Origin of the sequence: Acinetobacter sp. YH12156 (assembly GCF_013418235.1) — a bacterium.
Taxonomy (GTDB): Bacteria; Pseudomonadota; Gammaproteobacteria; order Pseudomonadales; family Moraxellaceae; genus Acinetobacter; species Acinetobacter pseudolwoffii.
In genome coordinates this window covers 420160-441394 of the sequence record NZ_VPCL01000001.1, presented here as the reverse complement: position 1 = coordinate 441394, position 21235 = coordinate 420160, and the positions used below count along the sequence as shown (strand labels likewise).

Below are 21235 nucleotides of genomic sequence, written 5' to 3'. Positions count from 1 at the left end.
AAGACCGCCAATACGATCCACAAAAGGCATAATTTCAACTTCAAAAAAAGAGCCTGAATACAGGCTCTTTTTTTATATTCATCAATTAAAGTTGTATTTCTATTTGTTTATTCCTGATCTGTTTCTTTATGCAGATGAATACTTTTTAAACCATCATTTACTTTATTGAGCAGATGAATCAGGGTAATCACATCATCAAAGGCCAGCTTATTTAAGGCTTGACCATAAAAATCAAAGAAATCAGCTTGCAAGTTGTCCCATGTTTCCAAGCCTTCAGCCGTCAGCGCAACAATTTTAGCGCGGCGGTCCTGTTCACTAATGACCCGCTCTACCAGACCATCACGTTCCAGACGTTTTAATACTGCGTCCAGGTTTTGCCGACTCACGCCCATTTAGCACGTGTAGTCGGTGAGAAAAAAGCCCGTGAAATCTGGTATATGTGCCGTCGCTATACGGGCCAAGAAGCGGTTGCAATGGGTCTTGCCAATAAATGTGTACCCGCCGATCAACTTGATGCTGAAGTACAGGCTTGGGCCGAAGAAATCTGTCGGCGTAGTCCGACAGCCATCGCCATTGCCAAACGTAGCTTCAATATGGATACCGCACATCAGGCGGGGATTGCCGGCATGGGCATGTATGCACTGAAACTGTATTACGACACCGAAGAATCACGTGAAGGCGTGAATGCACTCAAAGAAAAACGTCAGCCTGAATTCCGTAAATTTTATAAATAAGGAGCATAGATCATGTCAAAAAATCCTTATATCACCGAAGATTTAGAATTCTTAGCTGAAACCGTTGAAAAGTTTGCACAAAAATATATTGCTCCCGGTTTTTTAGAGCGTGATCAAAGCCGCGTCTTTGACCGCGAGCTGGTCAAGAAAATGGGGGAGATGGGCTTTATTGCACCGGAACTTCCAGAACAATACGGCGGCCAAGGCATGGGACGTCTGGCTGCGGGGGTGATTCATGAAGCGGTGGCCAAAGCAGATTTAAGTTTCTCCTACATTAATTTGCTGGCTTCTTTAAATGGTCAGATTCTGGCAGAACATGGCCAACCGGACGTGGTTGAGCCTTGGCTCAGAAAACTGACCGCGGGTGAAGCCATTTTTTCAATCGCACTGACCGAGCCACGTGGCGGTTCAGATGCAGCCAATTTACGTTTAAAAATCGAACGTGATGGTGATGAATATGTCATTAATGGCGAAAAGACGTCCATTTCTGCGGCAGATCAGGCCGATGCGTCGGTGGTGTTCGGTCGTACCGGTTCAATTGAAGATGGTGCACATGGCGTAACGGCTTTACTGGTACCGATGAATTTACCAGGCATTAGTACCACACGTTTTGACTGTCATGGGCAGCGTGCGATTGGTCGCGGTTCAATTTTCTTTGATAATGTTCGTGTTCCGGTTAATCACCGTCTGGGTGATGAAAACAAAGGTTTTGTGCAAGTCATGCAAGGTTTTGACTTTTCACGTGCCCTGATTGGTTTGCAGGTTTTAGCCGTGGCACGTGTCAGTCTGGATGAATCCTGGGAATATGCAGCACAGCGTGAAGCTTTTGGTCAGCCACTTAGCGCATTTCAAGGGGTGTCACATCCCCTGGCCGAATATGAAACCCAGGTTGAAGCCGCGCGTTTACTCTGTCTGCAAACCTTATGGCTCAAAGACAACCATTTGCCGCATACCTCTGAAGCTGGCATGTGTAAATGGTGGGGGCCAAAACTGGCCTATGATGTGATTCATCAATGTTTACTGACCTTTGGTCATGCTGGTTATGACCGTGGTGTAATGGAACAGCGTATGCGAGATGTACTGGGCTTCCAGATTGGTGACGGAACAGCTCAGATCATGAAAACCATTATTGCGCGTAAAAAGGCCGGACGTAAAGCCGTTCCTACCTGATGTAAACAGATCATGTGGGTGCGTGATCAATCGTGCAGATGATTCAAATAGAATTTTGTGTCATCTGCATCGCAGAATTTAGATCTGCAATGTTTGAGTTGATGACTAGTGTTCGGTCTGACCAAAAGAACAGGTAGATAATGATAAAATTGGAGTTATGGAATGGATTTCGATGCGGTTCTTTTACCCCCACGCCGGGAAAAAATGTTGCAACAAGGTTATTGGTTAAATAAGACCATTCTTCAATCATTGAATGAAGCTGTACATCAACATCCTGATAAAGTGGCCTTGGTCAGTTATAAAACTGAAGATCAGTCTGAAACAAGCTTTAGCTACCGGGAAATGCTGCATACAGCCAATAAAATCTCTTTGGGACTGAAGCGTTTAGGCGTGCAGAAACAGGATATCGTTTCTTGCCAGTTACCCAATTGGTGGGAGTTTACGCTATTGTATATTGCGTGTCGCCGGATTGGTGCCATCCTGAATCCGCTGATGCCGATTTTCCGAGAGCGTGAGCTTTCATTCATGCTGAAACATACGGAAAGTAAGGTCTTTATCGTACCGAAAGTATTTCGTAAGTTTGACCATGAAAAACTGGCCGATCAATTACAGAAAAATATTGAGAGCCTGGAACAGATTATTGTCGTCGGTGGTGAAGGCGAGAACAGTTTTGAAAACTTATTGCTTAACCACGGACTGGATCAAGATCCACAAATCCTGAATACCCTGAATGATGTCACCATCACAGCTGATGATATTGCTCAACTGGTGTTTACCTCCGGTACCACTGGCGAACCCAAAGGGGTGATGCATACTGCGAATACCTTATTTTCCAATATCGTGCCTTATGCCAAGCGTTTGCATTTAAACCAGAATGATGTGATTTTCATGGGATCACCGATGGCGCATCAAACCGGTTTTATGTATGGCCTGATTATGCCTGTGCTGTTAAAAGCCAAAGCGGTATTGCTGGATGTCTGGGAGGTCAATACGGCCATCGAGCTGATGCATAAGCATCAGGCGACTTTCACTATGGCTTCGACACCATTTTTAAATGACTTGTCTGAAGCGGTACTCAATAGTCACAAATCTTTAGATAGTCTGAAAATATTCCTGTGTGCCGGTGCACCTATTCCAAGCACGCTGGTGCAAAAAGCACGTCAAAACATCGGTGTGAAAGTGATTTCCGCTTGGGGGATGACCGAGTGTGGTGCGGTGACTACAACTCGTCCGGAAGATGATGATGAGCGTTCATTTAATACTGACGGTCTGCCGCTGCCTGGCGTTGAAGTCAAAGTGGTAGGCGATGATGGCGAGGAATTGGCACCACATCAATCCGGCACGCTAATGATCCGGAGCTGTTCGAATTTTGGTGGTTATCTGAAACGCCCACATTTAAACGAAACCAGTGAGGATGACTGGTTTGATACCGGTGATATTGCTTATGTAGATGAGCAGGGTTATATCCGGATTGCCGGGCGTAAAAAAGATGTGGTTATTCGCGGTGGTGAAAATATTCCGGTGGCCGAAGTTGAATCTTTGATCTATCTGCATCCAGATGTGGCAACCGTGGCCTTAATTCCTTATGCAGATGAACGACTGGGTGAAAAAGCCTGTGCCATTGTGAAGCTGAAAGAAGGTGCGCCGCACATGGCATTAAAGGATCTGGTCGATTTCCTGAAAGCCCATAATCTGGCAATCCAGTATATTCCGGAACGTTTAGAGGTCTGGGAAGAAATTCCGATGACCCCATCCGGGAAAATCCAGAAATTTAAACTTCGGGAACTGCTGGCTCAACATATTGCTTCCGCCAGTTAAATCTCATTTCTCTCAACATAAACTCCTGAAAAATCCATTCAGGAGTTTATTGGTTTTATTCCATTTAGACATCAACGATTAAGAGGGCGTTTAGCTGTTATTTCGCGAATTTCAGTAAGGCTTTTGCGGTTGCAGCAGAAGATGCCGGATTTTGTCCCGTAATCAATAAACCATCTTGCTGGACATGCACCTGCCAATCCTCCGCTTTAGAGTATTGGCTGCCATGTTCTTTCAGCATGTCTTCCACCAGAAAAGGTACAATATCCGTCAAGCCAACCGCATCTTCTTCGCTATTACTAAAACCGGTCACGGACTTGCCTTTGACCAGCGGCTGACCATTATGGCCTTTTACATGTCGTAGCACACCGGGTGCATGACAGACCAAAGCCACCGGTTTATTGGCCTGTAAACTTTGCTCGATCAGCGCAATTGAATCTCTGTCTTCGGCCAGATCCCATAAGGGTCCATGACCACCCGGATAAAATACCGCATCAAAATCGGCAATCGAAACTTCACTCAGCTTTCGGGTCTGAGACAGATCCTGCATCGCTGAGGTATCTGATTTAAAACGCTCGGTCGCTTTGGTCTGGGCATCCGCTTCATTACTTTTTGGATCTAACGGTGGCTGGCCACCTTTGGGAGAGGCCAAGGTGACTTCAGCACCTGCATCGACAAACGTATAATAAGGGGCGGCCAGTTCTTCCAGCCAGAAACCGGTTTTCTTGCCTGTGTCGCCCAAGCTGTCATGTGAGGTCAGCACGATCAGAATTTTCATATGATTTTCCTAAATTGTTCTAAAATTATTCGACTCATCGGCTGTTAATTTAACAAGGGTCTAGGGAAAATAATGTTGTGATACGTTCATTTGCTGTATCGATACGTGTTTAGCTCAAAGAAGTGATCTAAATCTAAGCGCCCATTAACAGCTCTTGCTGGACATCGGCCTGTTTGCGCAGAAAGTCCCAGACCAGTTTGATTTTTGGTTCATGCTGTAAATCGACCAGCGTGAGCATCCAGAAAGTATGGGTAAAATTCACCTGATCACTCAAGACTTCTTCCAGCTCAGTTTTATCATGCACCAGAAATCTCGGTAATATCGCCAGTCCGGCACCGGCACTGACCGCAATCTGCTGGGCCAGAATACTGTTACTGCGAAAACAGGCCGTCACTTGCAACGGCAAACGTTCCAGCGAATACAGGGCCGAGCTATAGACCAGATCATCAATATAATCGACAAAACGGTGCTGCTTGAGGTCTTCCAGTTTTTTAATTTGCGGATTTTTCTGTAAATAATGCTGACTGCCATACAGTTTTAGACAGTAATTCGACAGACGGGTAATGATATAGGGGCCCGATTTGGGCCGGTCAATCGCAATTACAATATCGGCTTCACGATGCGAAAGTTTGATCGCTTTCGGCACCGGAATCAGGTCAATGGTCAGTAAAGGGTAGTGCTGGGAGAACTCGGCCAGTAAGCGCGCTAAAAATGCCGTACCAAAACCTTCTGGCGCACCAATCCGCACCCGGCCTTGCAAGGGATCGTTGCGTTTGTCAATCTGGATAAAGGATTGTTCCATCAGTTCCACACGCGGCACCAATGCCAGACCTTCCGAGGTCAGCTCATACCCTGTCGCTTCGCGTTTAAACAGTTGAGTACCCAAGGTGTTTTCCAGCGCCTGAATCCGCCGTGCCACGGTACTGTGTTCCACCCCAATCAAGCGTGCTGCATTGGTGAGCGTTTTGGCACGTGCCAAAACCAAAAAGAAACGTAAATGATCCCAATCTACTTTCATCTTCTATTTAACATCCTGTTAAATCCCTGTGCATATTTGCACATCTATCGTGCATCAATTTCTATTGGTGGTCAAAGTGTTCTTTGTTAGTCTACTGAAACAGCGTAAAAATAATACGTTTAAAACAGCCAGTAAAGGCAGACACAACGACAATAACAAACCAGCACGGAGCGACCATGAACGCCATTCATCATCCACAGCAAAGTACCGGATTCACCACCGCAAAACTCCTCATTAATGGTGAATTTGTCGAATCAAAAACCAGTCATTGGCAAGATATTATCAACCCTGCCACTCAAGAAGTTTTGGGTCAGGTACCATTTGCAACTGCAGAAGAAGTCAATGCCGCGATTGCTGCCGCACAAAATGCCTTTGCCAGCTGGCGCCAAACCCCGATTCAGGCACGTATGCGGATTATGTTGAAGCTGCAGGATCTGATTCGTACTAACTTAAAAAGTATTGCCCAAGTATTAACGGCGGAACAGGGCAAAACCCTGGCTGATGCCGAAGGTGACATTCAGCGTGGCTTAGAAGTGGTGGAGCATGCCTGTTCTATTGGTTCACTACAAATGGGTGAATATGTTGAAGGTGTGGCACGTGGGGTCGATACCTATACCTTGCAGCAACCACTCGGTGTTTGTGCGGGAATTACGCCGTTTAACTTTCCGGCGATGATTCCACTGTGGATGTTCCCGATGGCGATTGTCTGCGGTAATACCTTTGTCTTAAAGCCCTCGGAACAGGATCCGCTATCGACCATGATGCTGGTGGAACTGGCAATTGAGGCAGGCGTACCTGCTGGTGTGCTGAATGTAGTGCATGGCGGTAAAGAAGTGGTGGATCTGCTGTGTACCCATCGTGACATCAAAGCCATTTCCTTTGTCGGTTCAACCGCTGTGGGTACGCATGTCTACAATCTGGCCGGCCAGCACGGTAAACGTGTACAGTCGATGATGGGCGCGAAAAACCATGTCGTGGTGATGCCGGATGCCAATAAAGAACAGACCTTAAATGCGTTGGTCGGTGCAGCATTTGGTGCAGCCGGTCAGCGTTGTATGGCGCTTTCGGTGGCCGTGATGGTCGGGGACACCAAGCACTGGGTCGATGAACTGGTTAATAAAACCAAAACTTTGAAAGTTAATGCAGGCCATGAACCGAATACTGATGTTGGGCCAGTGATTTCGACCCGTGCCAAAGCCCGTGTCATAGACTTAATTAACAGTGGCGTTGAACAGGACGCTGAACTGCTGCTGGATGGCCGTGATGTAAATGTTCCGGGTTATGAAAAAGGCAATTTTGTCGGGCCAACGATTTTTAATCAGGTCACGACCGATATGCGCATTTATCAAGAAGAAGTCTTCGGTCCGGTACTGGCGATCATACATGTTGATACTTTAGAACAAGCGATTGAGCTGATTAATGCCAATCCATTCGGTAACGGCGTTGGACTCTTTACCCAAAATGGCAATACTGCACGCACATTCCAGCATCAGATTGATATCGGTCAGGTCGGTATTAACATTCCAATTCCTGTACCTGTGCCGTTCTTCAGCTTTACCGGTTCGCGTGGTTCAAAACTGGGGGATTTAGGTCCTTATGGCAAGCAGGCAGTGCAGTTCTATACCCAGACCAAAACCATTACCAGCCGCTGGTTTGAAGATGATCAGGAAACCACAGGTGTCAATACCACGATTAGCCTGCGCTAAGGAGCATCAGCATGAAGATTGCATTTATTGGTTTGGGCAACATGGGTGGCTCGATGGCGCAGAACCTGCTCAAGGCAGGGCATCAGGTTTTTGGTTATGACTTGAGTGAAGTCGCTTTACAGCATTTTGCCGAAGCGGGTGGTATCGTTTGTGACAGTCCACAAGCGGCCGCAAAACAGGCAGATTTTGTGGTCAGCATGTTACCTGCAGCCAAGCATGTACGTGAAGTTTATCTCGGTGAGCACGGTATTCTGAACGTGCTTCAGGCGGGCAGTTTGTGTGTCGACAGCAGTACCATTGACCCGCAAACCATTCAGGAAGTTGCTGCAGCAGCGCAGGCCAGACAGATTCGCGTCTGCGATGCGCCAGTCTCTGGCGGGACTTTGGGCGCCAAAGACGGTACCTTGACCTTTATGGTGGGTGCAGACGATGCCACCTTTGAGGCCGTAAAACCGGTCCTTGGCTGTATGGGCAAAAATCTGGTGCATTGTGGTGCGGTGGGAACAGGACAGGTTGCAAAAATCTGTAATAACCTGATTCTGGGGATTTCCATGACTGCTGTTGCAGAAGGCATGGCACTTGGGGCCAAACTGGGAATTGATCCGCAAGCACTAGCCGGGGTAATCAATAGTTCCACCGGACGTTGCTGGAGTTCTGAAATCTATAATCCCTGGCCGGATATCTGTGCCAATGCACCGTCATCACGGGGTTATACCGATGGTTTTGCAGCACAGCTGATGCTTAAAGATTTGGGCCTGGCTGTCGATGCAGCGCAACAGGTGGACCAACCGGTGGTTCTGGGTAGCATGGTGCAGAAACTCTATCAACAGCTTTGTCAGGAAGGGGATGCGCATCTGGATTTTTCCAGCATCATGCATCAATACACCACGCCACCTGCTTAAAACTTAAAATATCCAGATGGAGCAAGGATTCGCTTCATCAACAATACCTTGTCAGTAATAACGATAAATTCAGGCTGAGGTTTAACATGTTAGATTATCAAAAAACAATTGAAAATTTTGATTTAGATGCAGTGGCAAAGCAGTATCTGTCCGGTTCGATGCAGGCGCTGAACGCCTGTTATGAATGTTGCGACCGCCATGCTGACTCCGATGCAATTGCTTTACACTGGTACGGTAAAGATGGCCGCAAAGAACAGTATAGTTTTCGCGAACTCAAGAAATATTCCAGCCAGTTTGCCAACTTTTTAAAATCTCAAGGCATTGGCAAAGGCGACCGCGTTTCCGGATTATTACCGCGGACTCCAGAGCTGATCATTACCATTTTAGCGACCTGGCGGATTGGTGCAGTGTATCAACCTTTATTTACTGCCTTTGGTCCCAAAGCCATTGAACATCGCATTCAGCTGGCGCAAAGCAAGCTGGTAGTGACTGATCTGGCGAATCGGGAGAAACTATCCGATCTTAGCGCTTGTCCCACGATCGTCACTGTACATGTTGAAACCGAGGCAGAGCGTTATCCACAGGACCTCAGTTTTTGGACTGTGTTAAATCGCCAGGCTGAAGGTTGTGAACTGGAAATGCTCAGTATCGATGAGCCATTTTTATTGATGTTTACCTCTGGAACCACTGGACCGGCCAAGCCCTTAAAAGTTCCACTTAAAGCCCTGATTGCTTTTGCCGGCTATATGCACAATGCCATCGGTCTAACCGAAAATGATGCTTTCTGGAATATTGCTGATCCGGGCTGGGCTTATGGCTTGTACTATGGGATTACCGGCCCGTTATTGCTCGGACACTCGACCCTGTTTTATGAGGGTGGTTTCAATGCCGAAAGTGTCTGCGACATTGTCAAGCAATATGGCATTACCAATCTGGCCGGTGCGCCGACCGCTTACCGCATGATGATGGCAGCAGATGCTGAACAGATGGCACAGCTACGGGGCAAGTTGCGCGTGGTCAGCAGTGCTGGAGAACCTTTAAACCCGGAAGTGATCCGCTGGTTTAAAGAGGTGCTGGATGTGCCAATTTATGACCATTATGGCCAGACTGAAGTCGGGATGGTGGTGTGTAATCATCATGCGCTACAACATCCGGTCCGTTCAGGTTCGGCAGGCTTTGCCAGCCCGGGTTACCGGATTGCAGTCGTCGATGAACAAGGTCATGAATTAACGGCTGACGTTCCGGGCGTCCTGGCAGTGGATATCAGTCAATCCCCAATGATGTGGTTCTCGGGTTATGAAGAAAGCCGTAAATCGCCCTTTGTTGGACATTACTATTTAACCGGTGATACCGCGGAAATTCATGCTGATGGCAGTATGAGCTTTGTTGGACGTAGTGATGATGTCATTACCACCTCAGGCTATCGGGTTGGCCCATTTGATGTGGAAAGTGCCTTGCTAGAACATGATGCGGTGATCGAAGCCGCCGTCATTGGCGTGCCTGATCCTGAACGTACCGAAGTGATTAAAGCCTTTGTGATTCTGGCGAATAACTTTGCAGCTTCATCTCATCTGGAAGAAGAACTAGGCCAGTTTGTGAAAAAGCGTTTGTCTGCGCATGCCTATCCGCGCCTGATTGAATTCGTCACAGAATTGCCAAAAACCCCGAGTGGCAAGATTCAGCGTTTCTTACTGCGTAATCAGGAAATCAACAAGCAGCAGGTAAAGACCGCATAACTAGCCAAAGCCAGCAGATTGAATAAAAATATTAAATAAAGAGATTGAAGGAAGCATCCATGCAATTTACGGAAGAGCAACAACTGATTCAGGATATGGCCAAAAGCTTCGCTCAGGAACAGATTAAACCTTTTGCCGGCGAGTGGGATCAAAAAGGCATATTTCCTAAACAGACCTTGTCTCAAATGGGTGAGCTAGGTTTTTTAGGCATGCTGATTCCAGAAGAGTGGGGCGGTTCAGGTACAGGCACGCTGGCTTATGTACTGGCCCTCGAAGAAGTGGCAGCGGCAGATGGTGCAACGTCCGCCATCATGAGCGTACACAACTCGGTGGGGTGTGTGCCGATTCTGAAGTTTGGAACGGAACAGCAAAAGCAGCAGTTTCTAAAACCTTTGGCTCAAGGGCAAATGATTGGTGCCTTCGCCCTGACCGAACCGCATACCGGATCGGATGCTGCAGCGATTAAAACCCGGGCCGTGAAAGATGGCGATCACTACATTATCAATGGCGCCAAACAGTTTATTACCTCGGGTCATAATGCCGGGATGATTATTGTCTTTGCCGTGACCGATCCAACTGCGGGAAAAAAAGGCATGAGTGCATTTTTAGTGCCGCGCGACACGCCCGGTTATGAAGTGATTCGGGTCGAAGAAAAACTCGGTCTGCATGCTTCGGATACCTGTCAGATTGCTTTAACCGATGTCCGCGTTCATGAAAGTTTAAGACTCGGTGCAGAAGGTGAAGGCTTAAAAATTGCCTTGGCCAATCTGGAAGGTGGACGGATCGGCATTGCCGCACAAGCAGTGGGTCTGGCCCGCGCTGCATTGGAAGAAGCGACTGTTTATGCACATGATCGCGTGGCCTTTGGCAAACCGATTTTTGAACAGCAGGCGATTTCGTTCAGGCTGGCCAGCATGGCCACCGAAATTGAAGCGGCGCGACAACTGGTCCATTTTGCTGCACGTAAAAAGGAAGCAGGTGAAAGCTGTTTAACCGAAGCCTCTATGGCCAAACTCTTTGCTTCGGAAATGGCAGAACGTGTCTGTTCCAAAGCGCTGCAGATTTTTGGCGGTTACGGTTATCTGAAAGACTTTCCGATTGAACGCATTTATCGCGATGCGCGTATTTGTCAGATTTATGAAGGCACCAGCGATATTCAGCGTCTGGTAATTGCACGTAGTTTATAATTTTAAAGGGATTTTTATCATGCAATGGCAAACTATTTTACTCGAACAGCGTAACGGGGTCGGGCTGATTACTTTAAATCGTCCACAAGCCTTAAATGCCTTGAATAATCAATTGATCGTTGAAGTGAATCAGGCGCTGGATCAGCTGGAAAAAGACCCGCAGATTGGCTGTATTGTCATCACTGGTTCGGAAAAAGCCTTTGCTGCAGGTGCAGATATCAAAGAAATGGCAGATTTAAACTTTCCGCAAATTTATCTGGATGATTTTTTCAGTCTGGCCGACCGGATCGCCCAGCGCCGTAAGCCCTTAATTGCTGCGGTGAGTGGCTATGCCTTGGGCGGTGGTTGTGAATTGGCCTTAATGTGCGATTTTATTTACTGCGCTGATAATGCAAAATTTGGTTTGCCTGAAGTCACTTTAGGGGTATTGCCCGGCATTGGCGGAACGCAACGTTTAACCTTGGCGATTGGTAAAGCCAAAGCCATGGAAATGTGTCTGACTGCACGTCACATGGGCGCGCAAGAAGCCGAGCAAAGTGGGTTAGTGGCACGTGTCTTTGCCAAAGAAGAGTTACTAGAACAAACTCTGCAAGCTGCCGAAAAAATTGCTGAAAAGTCGCTTACGGCCGTGATGATGATTAAAGAATCAATTAATCGGGCTTTTGAAGTCAGTCTGGCCGAAGGTCTACGCTTTGAACGACGGATATTCCATTCCATTTTTGCCGGTGCTGATCAAAAGGAAGGCATGCAGGCTTTTGTCGAAAAACGCCCAGCCAAATTCACCCATCAATAAAACAAAAATAGGAAAATAAAATGAGTGATGAAAATAATTTAGCGATTCGGGTACAAGGACGTTTAGGCATTATCAGCCTGGACCGCACCAGTCATTTAAATGCCTTAACCCTGCGGATGATTCAAGGGATTCAGTCACAACTAGATCAGTGGCGCCATGATCCAGCGGTGCAAGCGATTCTGATCAATTCTAACAGTCCCAAGGCATTCTGTGCCGGAGGAGACATCCGTTATCTGTATGACAGCTATCAGGCAGGCAATACCCAATATCAGGATTTTTTTGCCACTGAATATAGCATGCTGAGCACACTGCGCAATTTTCCAAAGGCTGTCATCGTGATGATGGATGGTTATGTTCTGGGCGGTGGCTTTGGTCTGGCTCAAGCCTGTCATATTAAAGTGAGCAGTGAAAAATCACGCTTTGCCATGCCAGAAACCGCGATTGGATTTTTCCCGGATGTGGGAGCCACCCACTTTCTCTCCCGACTGGATGATGTAGGCATTTATATGGCGTTGACAGGGGAGCAGATCAGCAGCAGTGATGCGCTATATCTGGATCTGGTCGATTATCATGTACCGAGTGAAAATTTTGCTGAACTGGAAACCGCATTGATTGCTGCACCGGTATTAAATCAGATTGAAATCCAAAAAATCATCAGTGCGTACATTACCCATCCGGTAGAAAGCGAGTTGCAAAAACGTGCAGATCTGATTAGTCAGCATTTTGGCCATCCAAACCTCGATGAGATCGAACAGAGTTTGGCACATGCAAGTAGTGCTACCAATCAGGAGTGGGCCAATAAAATGCTGGTCATCTTGCAGCAACGTCCAGTCATGGCCAAGCAAACGAGTCTGAAGTTACAGCAGGCAGGACAAAATTTATCGCTGGAAAAATGTATGCAACTGGAGCGAGATCTGCAGGATGTCTGGTTGGAGCAAGGCGACTTTATTGAAGGTGTACGTGCACTGATTATTGATAAAGATAAAAATCCACAATGGCAAACCGATAATTCGAAATTTGAAAAAACGCTGGAAAAACTCTGGCCGGTTTGGACTCAACAGCGCGTAGAAAATACATATTAAAGATTCAGATTAAAAACCCTCTCATACGCAGTAATGAGAGGGTTTTTCGCCGAGCTTTCAACATAGGATTTTACCCTAAATTTCTATTCTTAATGGGATTTTTTCCTTTTCTTGCCACCGCCATCTTGCTTGTTGACAGTAGACCAGGCAATACGTTCGGCTTCCTCCTCAGAATGACCGCGTTCTTGTTCGCTTTCTTCAATATGTTCGGCCTGCCGTTTTTGTTTATCGGTATAGGCTGATTTGTCACCTCTAGGCATATTGCTGTCCTCATCAAGGTTGGCTGAAATTACTATAACAATGACCTGTTTCTATGGCGGTAAATATCTGTCATGTATTTGTTGAAATTATTTTATAAAACCAGCATCTTTTAAGTGATAGAAAACCTGAAGAATAAATGAATGAAGATAACGGTTCTCACTGACTGTTATCTTCAAATTCTAATTAACCGTTAATGATACTGCCTCCATTAACATGAATGACTTGACCGGAAATATAACTGGCTTCTTCACTCGCTAGAAATAAATACGCTGGTGCGACTTCACTAGGCTGGCCCATCCGACCCATGGGTGTCTGTTTACCGAACTCTTTGAGCTGTTCTTCATCAAAACTGCTTGGAATGAGGGGAGTCCAGATGGGGCCGGGTGCTACGCCGTTGACCCGGATCCCGGTTTTATTTTTTAACAAACTGGTGGAAAGACTGCGGGTAAATGTGGTGATGGCACCTTTGGTACTTGAGTAATCAATCAGTTCATCATGTCCATGATAACTGGTAATACTGGTGGTATTAATAATGCTGTCACCTTCTTGCATGTGCGGAATCACAGCCTGAGTCAAGTGAAACATCGACAGAATATTCACATTAAAGGTCTTAAAAAGTTGCTCAGGAGAAATATCGCTAATACTTTTTTGCGGATATTGAACCCCGGCATTATTGACCAGAATATTAATGGTTTTAAATTCCTGAAGCGTCTGCTCAACCATTTTCTTGATTTCATCTTGATCTTGTAAATCACACTTGATCAGTAAACAACGCCGTCCTGCATCCTCTACCATCTTTCTGGTATCTTGAGCATCCTGATCTTCATCCAGATAACAAATCACAATATCAGCACCTTCACGGGCAAACAAGACCGAGACTGACCGACCTATACCGCTATCGCCACCTGTGATCAGGGCGATTTTACTTTTAAGTTTATCGCTACCTTTATAATTCGGTTTGATGACTTCCGGTGCAGGATCCATTTTGGTTTGCACACCAGGTTGATGATCTTGAGTTTCAGTTGAAGCAGGGGTTTCAGGATAGTTATTCATGTTTTCCCTTTTTCTGTACAAAGTTTAGAAATATCTTAGAGGCTTTCTAGCTTTATGCATTCGGTCTCAACATTTAATAACAGAATGCATTCGAGATTTATCAATTATTCATAGAGCTGTGATTGACATGATTTTAAGTAAAACTAGATACCGCCATTGTCTAAATCTTAATAGAACAGAATACCGCCTATGGTTTACAGCATTCTATCTCTCACATTTTGAGCAACCATTTCTATCAGAGTTTTTATGTCCTTTTAGGATATGGCTCTAGATTTAATTAAGCATCTAAAATTATTGAATAAATTAATAATTATGATATTCATCAAAATTTATCTGATTAATAAATAGCAGAAAAATGCTTTAGATAAGGATAGGCCTTTACCAAGTTTGGCAGGGTCAATAAATATATTAGCAAGAAGATACACCAGTAAAATTACATGAAGGTGTTGAAGCAGCCAAACTAACATGATCACACTAAATGTAATAGCTAACGTAATAGCGTATGAGAAATTTCATTTGAAAAAAAGGAAATATGAGATTTACCTCATTAAGATTTTGAGGCATATCTCTATAAAGAAATGAGCTGTTGACATTAAAAAGTAATGAAGCTGAAAATTTCAAAATTAACTTTTATGAACAGTAGAAGATAGATGAACTTAAAGTATCATGTACTCAATTTAACATAATATACATTATACGAAATCAGTCTTGTTACTCACCATTCAAAATGTCTATATTCTCACCAATAAAAATGTCTAGTTTATGATGGTTTAAACATCATGGACTGGATATGAAATATAGATGCTGATCACTATGTCTGACAAAGAAATTCAACGTCTTGCTGTTCTGCAAGACGTTCGAGATCATCGTATTACACAAGTCCGTGCTGCTGAAATCCTTAATCTTTCAACCCGTCAAATTACCCGGTTATTACAGAAGCTCAATCAAGATGGTGTTTCAGGTATGGCGCATGCCAGCCGTGGTCAACCTGGCCATCGTCGCCATGATGATTTATTAAAATCAAAATGTCTTTCCATTATTTCCGAACATCTGCTGGGATTTGGACCTACCTTGGCATTTGGATTGGCTGCAGATATTGCCTTTAAACGGCATGGCAAAGTAGTCATTACAGAACGTGATCCTTGGGCCATGCGCGGTTATGAATTATATGGTCAGGTCGCTGAATCGGTGGGTTTGACCTGGGGCGGCCGCTGGAAATCCATTAAAGATTTCGGACATACTGAATATCGTATGCCCGGTTTAAAGAAAACTGCTGAGATGGCGCATCAACTGATCCATGAAGGTCAATTACAGGTACATACATTACATCCGTAAATATTACTTAATTAAGGAATGCTTGCATGTATTTAATGACTTCATCTGGTTTTTCACCATGTAGCCAATGACCGGTATTTTCAATAACTTCAATTTTTGCCTGAGAAAACTGTTCATTAATTGCTGCAAAATGTTCTGGTTTTGAGATATAAAAAGAATCACCACCACGCAGAAATAAGGCTGGCCGATTAATTTTTTCGACCTTTTCCCAAGCCATAATATCTGGATAATGATCAAATAAAGCCTGAACATTAAACAGCCACTGCCCTTTATTAAAGGATTTTAATAAAAATTGAATCACCATTTCTTCATGAATATATTTACGCATAATTTTTGCTGCTTCCAGTCGTGAAGCAACATTTGCTTGCTGTACTGCAAATAAGGCTTTAAAAATTTCAGCATGATGATTTTCATGATATTGGATCGGTGTAATATCAAGGACGACGAGTTTTTCAGTCTGTTCACGAGCTAAATCTGCCAGTTTCATAGCAATTTTCCCACCCATGGAATGTCCAACAACGACAAACTTATGAACATTTAAACTGGATAAAGTTTCCAACACGTCTTCTGCCATGAGCTGATAGTTAATATCAGAGCTATGACCAGAAAGACCATGATTACGCACATCAATTTGGATCACGGTTCTCTGTTCAGAAAAATGTCGAGCCAATACTCCTAAATTACTCAAACTACCAAATAAACCATGAATAAAGAGCATTGGAGATACTGTTGAAGTTTCATGATGGTGTAATTGATAGTTAAGGATCATTTGAGAATTCCGTGATTTCTTGATTTAAATGTTAATAGTGGGTTGATATTGAAAATTAATCAATTGCCAAATTTTTAAAATAAAAAATTTGCTTAGGCTATTTATAGCAGATTGATCAATTTTGCTTAGGCTAAATTCATCATCAGATTAAAAGTGTTCAAAGCTTAATTATTAATTTGAATTAAAGAAAAATGCCCCATCAATATAAAAGACGATCTAATACATTTTTAAAATAGCCTTGGGATTAAGAGAAATCGCACCCATATTTTATTTTTAATTTCAGAATAAGGATGATACTAGAACAAATAGATTACCCTTCCACTACTTTTTCAAAGTTAGCCCATTATTTTGTATAACAGAAATTTGTACATACATTCCTTTTTTCGTTTTAGAACATGTAATAAATTAACAGGGATATTTGCCGCTAAAATATATAAAATACTTAGGCTATTTTATAAATACAACAGGATTAGTTTTGTAGCATAAATATAAGATATAACTTCACTACCCTGCTTGGAGTACCATTCATTTATGTATGAAGACAAAATTCACGCTATTCGTTATGAAGTCATTTCTATAATGCTTATGTGTGACATGATCAAGCAACAATATTATGCAGTATTAAAAGATCTCTCGACAAAGCTTAGAAAAATATTAAAGTTTAATTGTTAAATTATAGTTATCAATTTTCTTATTTCCCGGATATATCCCCGGGATAATGAGTAACAATCATGTCTATACTTTAGTTTAACTTTACAAAAAACCCTACAGATAGATGCATCTTATTTAAGATGATATTTTTTGGTCAAAATCCAGCCAAGATTAAAATAATAATATTCTCTTTATTTTCATTAATGCGTGATGAAAAGCTGTGCTTAGAAGAAGTACCACTTACCCTATTCAACATCCCTATTTTTACAGAATACGGTGGTGGTCATTCCTGATTTACTCAGGCTCTGATCTTGTCGATCAAGAAAACTTTTGGCGACCATAGCCATCATGGGCGCCATATCCAGACTGTTATTTTCTTCAGAAACTTTTTGAATGTCCTGATAGGCTTTCAGTCGATTACAAAAAGCCTGACGTTGGGTTTTGGCATCGGCCTTTGGATCATCTTCATCTAAAATGTGCTTGGTTTCATTGACGATTTTAGTCTGTTCTGAAATAAACTGGTCATACGCACTTTGTGAAAGTGGTTCTGCAAAGACCATGCTATTCAGTAAGAATAACAATCCTGCACAAATGAAAGATGATTTTTTTAGCATTTAGATTTCTTCTTTCCAGACATCTTCATAATCATCGGCATCAATCATGAAACGAAAACCTGTTTCCAGAGCCAGATATGGTAATACTTCTGGTGCGATGTCCTGTAATTCACGTACGGTCATCGTTTCAAAAGCATCTTCACTTGAAGGTTCTCCGCCATAAATATACCAGCTGATATTTTCCGCTGTCTCAGGCTTTTTACGAATACCAACTATCGGATCCTGCTTTAAGGTATGTACGGCCACAGCAACAACATCATCACCCGTGACTTCAACATAAGCTGAGCCTACTTCTTCACAAAGTAACTTTTGCTCTGCGATCAGTTCTTGTAAAGGTGATAGATTTTGCGTGTTTTTCGACATTCGATATTACTCATTTATTTGCATTAGCACGCTATTTTAACTGAATTTTAGCAATGCTGATGAGGATTTCGTCGAGATGTTAAAATATCTGCGCTTAAAATTGTTTAAGCGCAGATATGAATTTCAGGCTTATTTGAAAATTTTAAAACGCTCTTCGTCCGCAAGATAATCTTTGGCATGTGTTTCGCCTTCGATTGAACCAAAGACCAGCTGTGCGCGAAGCTTCCAGTTGGCTGGAATGTTCCACTCAGCATGCACCTGCTCATCTACGATCGGATTATAATGCTGTAAAGATGCACCTAGGCCTTCAGTATGTAATGCTGTCCATGTGGCAAATTGCGCAATCGCAGTAGAATGCTCTGCCCAGATGGGAAAATTATCAGCATAAGACGGAAATTGTTGCTGCAAAGCTTGTACTACGGTTTGATCTTCAAAAAATAGTACGGTGCCTACACCAGCAGCAAAGCTGTCCATTTTAGCAGTTGTTTTTGCAGCGCTCTCTTCGTCTTTGGCATAGCTTGTTAATTTATCTGCAACGATACCCCAAAACTTTTCATGTTCTGAATTGAATAAAATCACGGCGCGTGAAGACTGGGAATTAAAAGACGATGGGCTTTGCTTGATCGCAGTTTGAATCAAATCGCTTAAATACTCAGGAGATTGTTCTACATTCTTGCCAATAGCATAAATAGTACGGCGTTTAGTAATTAAATCTAAAAACTGATTCGACATTTTCTAAAATCCTGGGATATATCATCGGGAAAATTTGAACCTTCAACTATTTTTGTGAAGGAAAGCTAATCAATTTAGCTTTTACTTTATTTAAGCATAAAGTCCATCTACCTTAAAAAATAATGACCTGAATTACCAAGCTATTTATTTGATATTTTTATATATTTTAAGATAAAAATGGTTTGACTTATCTATTTTTTGAACAATTGTTAAACTTACTGGCGTTATAGGAGTATCTGAACAGAAATAGTGATTGATCACACCCTATTGCTGATAAATTTTTATAAATAATTAAAGTAAATACTGATTTATTGAAAACCCCTTATTGCTTAGGCTATTTCTAGAAATCATACTTTTAAGAAGGAAATCTTATTTCTCCCACAAAATTAATCCCCCAAAACTGGAGGACTAATTTGTTCAATCAAAACTCTAAACTTAAATTAAAATTTTGCATTCAAGACTTGAGAAGTAACTTTACTTTTCCACAGCTCACGCAATGTTGGTAAATAGAATTTCTCACCCAGCTCGACCAGTTCTGCATCAATCAGCGCATGCATTTCATGCATAAACAGATAATCAAGCTCAACAGTCGTCAATTTCGCCTGCTGTTTTTGATAGTCTCTGCGTTTCTGCTGGGCCTGTTTAACCAAACGATCGGCAAATGCCTTATCTTTAAACTGGGTGATCGCCTTTAAGCGCAGTTCGATAATGCCCCAACCGGTTAACAACATCTGGAAGGTCTCAAAATCACTACTGGTCGATTCCCAAGACATTTCTTCCAGATTTTCATCATCCGGTAGAACAGGTAAAAGAAGTTCCATGACGCTCGGAAAAATCTTTTTAAAATTCAGAATAAATTTAACAGGATGCTCACCTGGATAATCCTTGAATTGCACCTTTCTTTGAACATCTGTTAAATAAATATCAAGCATAAAACAATCATCAGTGGTTAATCTCATCTCGTGCTATTGTACGCAACTCTGCACGAGATAAAAACCACTGCTGACGATTCCATGATAAAACAGGCTTAAAGATTGAAAATAAAAGCATTAACAGCTTTATTTGGCATTCGGCGAAACCATATTTTCAGGTCTTACCACCTCATCGAACTGCTCTGCTGTCACCAGGCCAAGCTCAACAGCCACCTGTTTTAAGGTTTTACCTTCTTTATAGGCCGTTTTCGCAACCTTGGCTGCATTCTCATAACCAATCACCGGGTTCAATGCAGTGACTAGCATTAATGAGTCATGCAAGAAATGTTCAATTTTCTCATGATTCGGCTCAATACCGACGGCGCAGTGATCATTAAAACTATTGCAGGCATCACCTAAAAGCTGAATCGATTGCAACAGGTTGTATGCAATCACTGGCATAAACACATTCAGCTCAAAGTTACCCGATGCACCTGCCACATTAATCGTGGTGTCATTTCCAAGCACTTGCGCCACCACCATGGTCATGGCTTCACTTTGCGTCGGATTGACCTTACCCGGCATAATGCTTGAACCTGGCTCATTTTCAGGAATACGCAGTTCACCAAATCCACAACGAGGCCCACTGGCTAACCAACGAATATCGTTGGCAATTTTATTTAGGCTGACTGCAAGGGTTTTTAATGCGCCTGAAGCAAATACCGCAGCATCACGGCCGGCCAAAGCTTCAAATTTATTTGGAGCAGTGACAAATGGTAGACCTGTCAGCTTCTCCAGTGTCTCTGCGGCCTGAACTGCATAATCAGGATGGGCATTTAGACCTGTACCAACAGCCGTCCCGCCCAATGGCAACTCATACAAACCCAGTAAAGCTTGCTGTAAGCGAATCAAGCCATGATCAAGTTGGGATACATAACCACTAAATTCCTGACCTAGGGTTAAAGGTGTCGCATCCTGTAAATGCGTCCGGCCAATTTTGACAATATCGGCAAAGGCTAAAGATTTTGCATGCAAGGTATCACGTAGACGGGTAAGCGCTGGAATAAGAAGTTGATTAATCTGCAAACTCGCTGCGACATGAATCGCAGTCGGGAAAGAGTCATTGGTCGATTGGGCACGGTTGACATGATCATTTGGATGAACCGGTTTTTGCGCACCTAAATGATTGCCCAATTTTTGATTGGCAATATTAGCTATCACCTCATTACAGTTCATATTACTTTGCGTGCCTGAACCGGTTTGCCAGACCACCAGTGGAAACTGGCTATCCCACTGCCCGCTAATTACCTCATCTGCTGCATCCACAATATAGCCCGACAGCTCTTGAGGAATCTGATCCAGTTTAGCATTGGTCAAGGCTGCAGCTTTTTTTACCAGTCCCATTGCACCAATCATTGCCCGTGGCAAGCGTTCATTGCCGATCTTGAAGTTTTGCAAGCTACGCTGGGTCTGAGCGCCCCATAAAGCCTCACTCGGTACGGCCACTTCGCCCATGGTGTCATGTTCAATACGTGTTTGCATGTTCAACCTCAATTTTTTACATATCGCTGATTTTAAAAGCATCTATCACGATACTTTGCTAGATTAATTAAAAGTAATCGATT

19 protein-coding genes and 2 pseudogenes are annotated in these 21235 nt (G+C 43.4%); 10 read left to right on the top strand and 11 right to left on the bottom strand.

Annotation, left to right across the window (positions count from 1 at the left end):
• Positions 1–107 precede the first annotated feature (107 nt).
• Positions 108–392: pseudogene (locus FTU87_RS02265) on the bottom strand (MarR family winged helix-turn-helix transcriptional regulator); the annotation flags it as partial.
• On the opposite strand from FTU87_RS02265, the pseudogene FTU87_RS02260 reads away from it, so the two are divergent.
• From FTU87_RS02260 to aliA, 3 genes and pseudogenes are all read left to right on the top strand, one after another.
• Positions 387–734: pseudogene (locus FTU87_RS02260) on the top strand (enoyl-CoA hydratase-related protein); the annotation flags it as partial. The pseudogenes FTU87_RS02265 and FTU87_RS02260 overlap by 6 nt on opposite strands.
• A 12-nt stretch (positions 735–746) precedes the next feature.
• Positions 747–1904 carry a cyclohexanecarboxyl-CoA dehydrogenase gene (aliB, locus tag FTU87_RS02255; RefSeq protein ID WP_180096607.1) on the top strand — a complete coding sequence of 386 codons (1158 nt, stop codon included), beginning with the start codon at positions 747–749 and terminating at the stop codon, positions 1902–1904.
• A 162-nt stretch (positions 1905–2066) separates the two neighbouring features.
• Entirely contained in the window at positions 2067–3722 is a 1656-nt protein-coding gene (aliA, locus tag FTU87_RS02250; protein WP_100535100.1) for a cyclohexanecarboxylate-CoA ligase, read from the top strand.
• Positions 3723–3819: 97 nt separating this feature from the next.
• Here the strand turns inward: aliA and FTU87_RS02245 are convergent, their stop codons facing one another.
• Together FTU87_RS02245 and FTU87_RS02240 are read right to left on the bottom strand one after the other, a co-directional pair.
• Positions 3820–4497, bottom strand: coding sequence for a type 1 glutamine amidotransferase domain-containing protein (locus tag FTU87_RS02245; RefSeq protein WP_180096606.1), 678 nt, complete (start codon positions 4495–4497; stop codon positions 3820–3822).
• 133 nt (positions 4498–4630) lie between these two features.
• Positions 4631–5515 carry a LysR family transcriptional regulator gene (locus FTU87_RS02240; RefSeq protein ID WP_100535098.1) on the bottom strand — a complete coding sequence of 295 codons (885 nt, stop codon included), beginning with the start codon at positions 5513–5515 and terminating at the stop codon, positions 4631–4633.
• Between the two features lie 176 nt (positions 5516–5691).
• On the opposite strand from FTU87_RS02240, the gene FTU87_RS02235 reads away from it, so the two are divergent.
• The 6 genes from FTU87_RS02235 to FTU87_RS02210 all read left to right on the top strand — a co-directional run bounded on the left by FTU87_RS02235 (position 5692) and on the right by FTU87_RS02210 (position 12921).
• The gene (locus FTU87_RS02235) at positions 5692–7221 is read left to right on the top strand and encodes a CoA-acylating methylmalonate-semialdehyde dehydrogenase (RefSeq protein WP_180096605.1); all 1530 of its coding nucleotides are present in this window, start codon (positions 5692–5694) and stop codon (positions 7219–7221) included.
• Positions 7222–7232: 11 nt separating this feature from the next.
• Positions 7233–8123 carry a 3-hydroxyisobutyrate dehydrogenase gene (mmsB, locus tag FTU87_RS02230; RefSeq protein ID WP_005170983.1) on the top strand — a complete coding sequence of 297 codons (891 nt, stop codon included), beginning with the start codon at positions 7233–7235 and terminating at the stop codon, positions 8121–8123.
• Positions 8124–8209: 86 nt separating this feature from the next.
• Positions 8210–9859 carry an AMP-binding protein gene (locus FTU87_RS02225; protein WP_180001365.1) on the top strand — a complete coding sequence of 550 codons (1650 nt, stop codon included), beginning with the start codon at positions 8210–8212 and terminating at the stop codon, positions 9857–9859.
• A 59-nt stretch (positions 9860–9918) separates the two neighbouring features.
• Positions 9919–11046 carry an acyl-CoA dehydrogenase family protein gene (locus FTU87_RS02220; protein ID WP_005096876.1) on the top strand — a complete coding sequence of 376 codons (1128 nt, stop codon included), beginning with the start codon at positions 9919–9921 and terminating at the stop codon, positions 11044–11046.
• A gap of 19 nt (positions 11047–11065) precedes the next feature.
• Positions 11066–11839, top strand: a complete 774-nt coding sequence (locus tag FTU87_RS02215; protein ID WP_005096874.1) for an enoyl-CoA hydratase — start codon at positions 11066–11068, stop codon at positions 11837–11839.
• Between the two features lie 20 nt (positions 11840–11859).
• Positions 11860–12921, top strand: coding sequence for an enoyl-CoA hydratase/isomerase family protein (locus FTU87_RS02210; protein ID WP_180096604.1), 1062 nt, complete (start codon positions 11860–11862; stop codon positions 12919–12921).
• Between the two features lie 89 nt (positions 12922–13010).
• On the opposite strand, the gene FTU87_RS02205 is transcribed toward FTU87_RS02210, so the two are convergent.
• Both FTU87_RS02205 and FTU87_RS02200 read right to left on the bottom strand, forming a co-directional pair.
• Positions 13011–13181, bottom strand: coding sequence for a hypothetical protein (locus FTU87_RS02205; RefSeq protein ID WP_180096603.1), 171 nt, complete (start codon positions 13179–13181; stop codon positions 13011–13013).
• A gap of 184 nt (positions 13182–13365) precedes the next feature.
• A complete protein-coding gene (locus tag FTU87_RS02200; protein WP_074382801.1) occupies positions 13366–14235 on the bottom strand; it encodes an SDR family oxidoreductase in 870 nt (289 codons plus the stop codon).
• An 801-nt stretch (positions 14236–15036) separates the two neighbouring features.
• On the opposite strand from FTU87_RS02200, the gene FTU87_RS15075 reads away from it, so the two are divergent.
• Positions 15037–15570, top strand: a complete 534-nt coding sequence (locus FTU87_RS15075; protein WP_257220451.1) for a M15 family metallopeptidase — start codon at positions 15037–15039, stop codon at positions 15568–15570.
• Positions 15571–15577: 7 nt separating this feature from the next.
• Here the strand turns inward: FTU87_RS15075 and FTU87_RS02185 are convergent, their stop codons facing one another.
• The 6 genes from FTU87_RS02185 to fumC all read right to left on the bottom strand — a co-directional run bounded on the left by FTU87_RS02185 (position 15578) and on the right by fumC (position 21152).
• Positions 15578–16339, bottom strand: coding sequence for an alpha/beta fold hydrolase (locus FTU87_RS02185; protein ID WP_180096602.1), 762 nt, complete (start codon positions 16337–16339; stop codon positions 15578–15580).
• Positions 16340–17235: 896 nt separating this feature from the next.
• Positions 17236–17604 carry a hypothetical protein gene (locus FTU87_RS02180; RefSeq protein WP_100535088.1) on the bottom strand — a complete coding sequence of 123 codons (369 nt, stop codon included), beginning with the start codon at positions 17602–17604 and terminating at the stop codon, positions 17236–17238.
• Positions 17605–17967, bottom strand: a complete 363-nt coding sequence (locus tag FTU87_RS02175) for a hypothetical protein (RefSeq protein WP_005171032.1) — start codon at positions 17965–17967, stop codon at positions 17605–17607.
• Positions 17968–18096: 129 nt separating this feature from the next.
• Positions 18097–18699 carry a nitroreductase family protein gene (locus tag FTU87_RS02170; RefSeq protein WP_180096601.1) on the bottom strand — a complete coding sequence of 201 codons (603 nt, stop codon included), beginning with the start codon at positions 18697–18699 and terminating at the stop codon, positions 18097–18099.
• Between the two features lie 440 nt (positions 18700–19139).
• Positions 19140–19631: a hypothetical protein gene (locus FTU87_RS02165; RefSeq protein WP_100328659.1), complete on the bottom strand. Its 492-nt coding sequence runs from the start codon at positions 19629–19631 to the stop codon at positions 19140–19142.
• 126 nt (positions 19632–19757) lie between these two features.
• Positions 19758–21152, bottom strand: coding sequence for a class II fumarate hydratase (gene fumC, locus FTU87_RS02160; protein WP_180096600.1), 1395 nt, complete (start codon positions 21150–21152; stop codon positions 19758–19760).
• Positions 21153–21235: the final 83 nt, after the last annotated feature.

Excerpts from the sequence above, each read along its gene's own strand:
- aliB (WP_180096607.1), top strand. The coding sequence starts at position 747 with ATGTCAAAAAATCCTTATATCACCGAAGATTTAGAATTCTTAGCTGAA.
- aliA (WP_100535100.1), top strand. The coding sequence starts at position 2,067 with ATGGATTTCGATGCGGTTCTTTTACCCCCACGCCGGGAAAAAATGTTG.
- FTU87_RS02245 (WP_180096606.1), bottom strand. The coding sequence starts at position 4,497 with ATGAAAATTCTGATCGTGCTGACCTCACATGACAGCTTGGGCGACACA.
- FTU87_RS02240 (WP_100535098.1), bottom strand. The coding sequence starts at position 5,515 with ATGAAAGTAGATTGGGATCATTTACGTTTCTTTTTGGTTTTGGCACGT.
- FTU87_RS02235 (WP_180096605.1), top strand. The coding sequence starts at position 5,692 with ATGAACGCCATTCATCATCCACAGCAAAGTACCGGATTCACCACCGCA.
- mmsB (WP_005170983.1), top strand. The coding sequence starts at position 7,233 with ATGAAGATTGCATTTATTGGTTTGGGCAACATGGGTGGCTCGATGGCG.
- FTU87_RS02225 (WP_180001365.1), top strand. The coding sequence starts at position 8,210 with ATGTTAGATTATCAAAAAACAATTGAAAATTTTGATTTAGATGCAGTG.
- FTU87_RS02220 (WP_005096876.1), top strand. The coding sequence starts at position 9,919 with ATGCAATTTACGGAAGAGCAACAACTGATTCAGGATATGGCCAAAAGC.
- FTU87_RS02215 (WP_005096874.1), top strand. The coding sequence starts at position 11,066 with ATGCAATGGCAAACTATTTTACTCGAACAGCGTAACGGGGTCGGGCTG.
- FTU87_RS02210 (WP_180096604.1), top strand. The coding sequence starts at position 11,860 with ATGAGTGATGAAAATAATTTAGCGATTCGGGTACAAGGACGTTTAGGC.
- FTU87_RS02205 (WP_180096603.1), bottom strand. The coding sequence starts at position 13,181 with ATGCCTAGAGGTGACAAATCAGCCTATACCGATAAACAAAAACGGCAG.
- FTU87_RS02200 (WP_074382801.1), bottom strand. The coding sequence starts at position 14,235 with ATGAATAACTATCCTGAAACCCCTGCTTCAACTGAAACTCAAGATCAT.
- FTU87_RS15075 (WP_257220451.1), top strand. The coding sequence starts at position 15,037 with ATGCTGATCACTATGTCTGACAAAGAAATTCAACGTCTTGCTGTTCTG.
- FTU87_RS02185 (WP_180096602.1), bottom strand. The coding sequence starts at position 16,339 with ATGATCCTTAACTATCAATTACACCATCATGAAACTTCAACAGTATCT.
- FTU87_RS02180 (WP_100535088.1), bottom strand. The coding sequence starts at position 17,604 with ATGCTAAAAAAATCATCTTTCATTTGTGCAGGATTGTTATTCTTACTG.
- FTU87_RS02175 (WP_005171032.1), bottom strand. The coding sequence starts at position 17,967 with ATGTCGAAAAACACGCAAAATCTATCACCTTTACAAGAACTGATCGCA.
- FTU87_RS02170 (WP_180096601.1), bottom strand. The coding sequence starts at position 18,699 with ATGTCGAATCAGTTTTTAGATTTAATTACTAAACGCCGTACTATTTAT.
- FTU87_RS02165 (WP_100328659.1), bottom strand. The coding sequence starts at position 19,631 with ATGCTTGATATTTATTTAACAGATGTTCAAAGAAAGGTGCAATTCAAG.
- fumC (WP_180096600.1), bottom strand. The coding sequence starts at position 21,152 with ATGCAAACACGTATTGAACATGACACCATGGGCGAAGTGGCCGTACCG.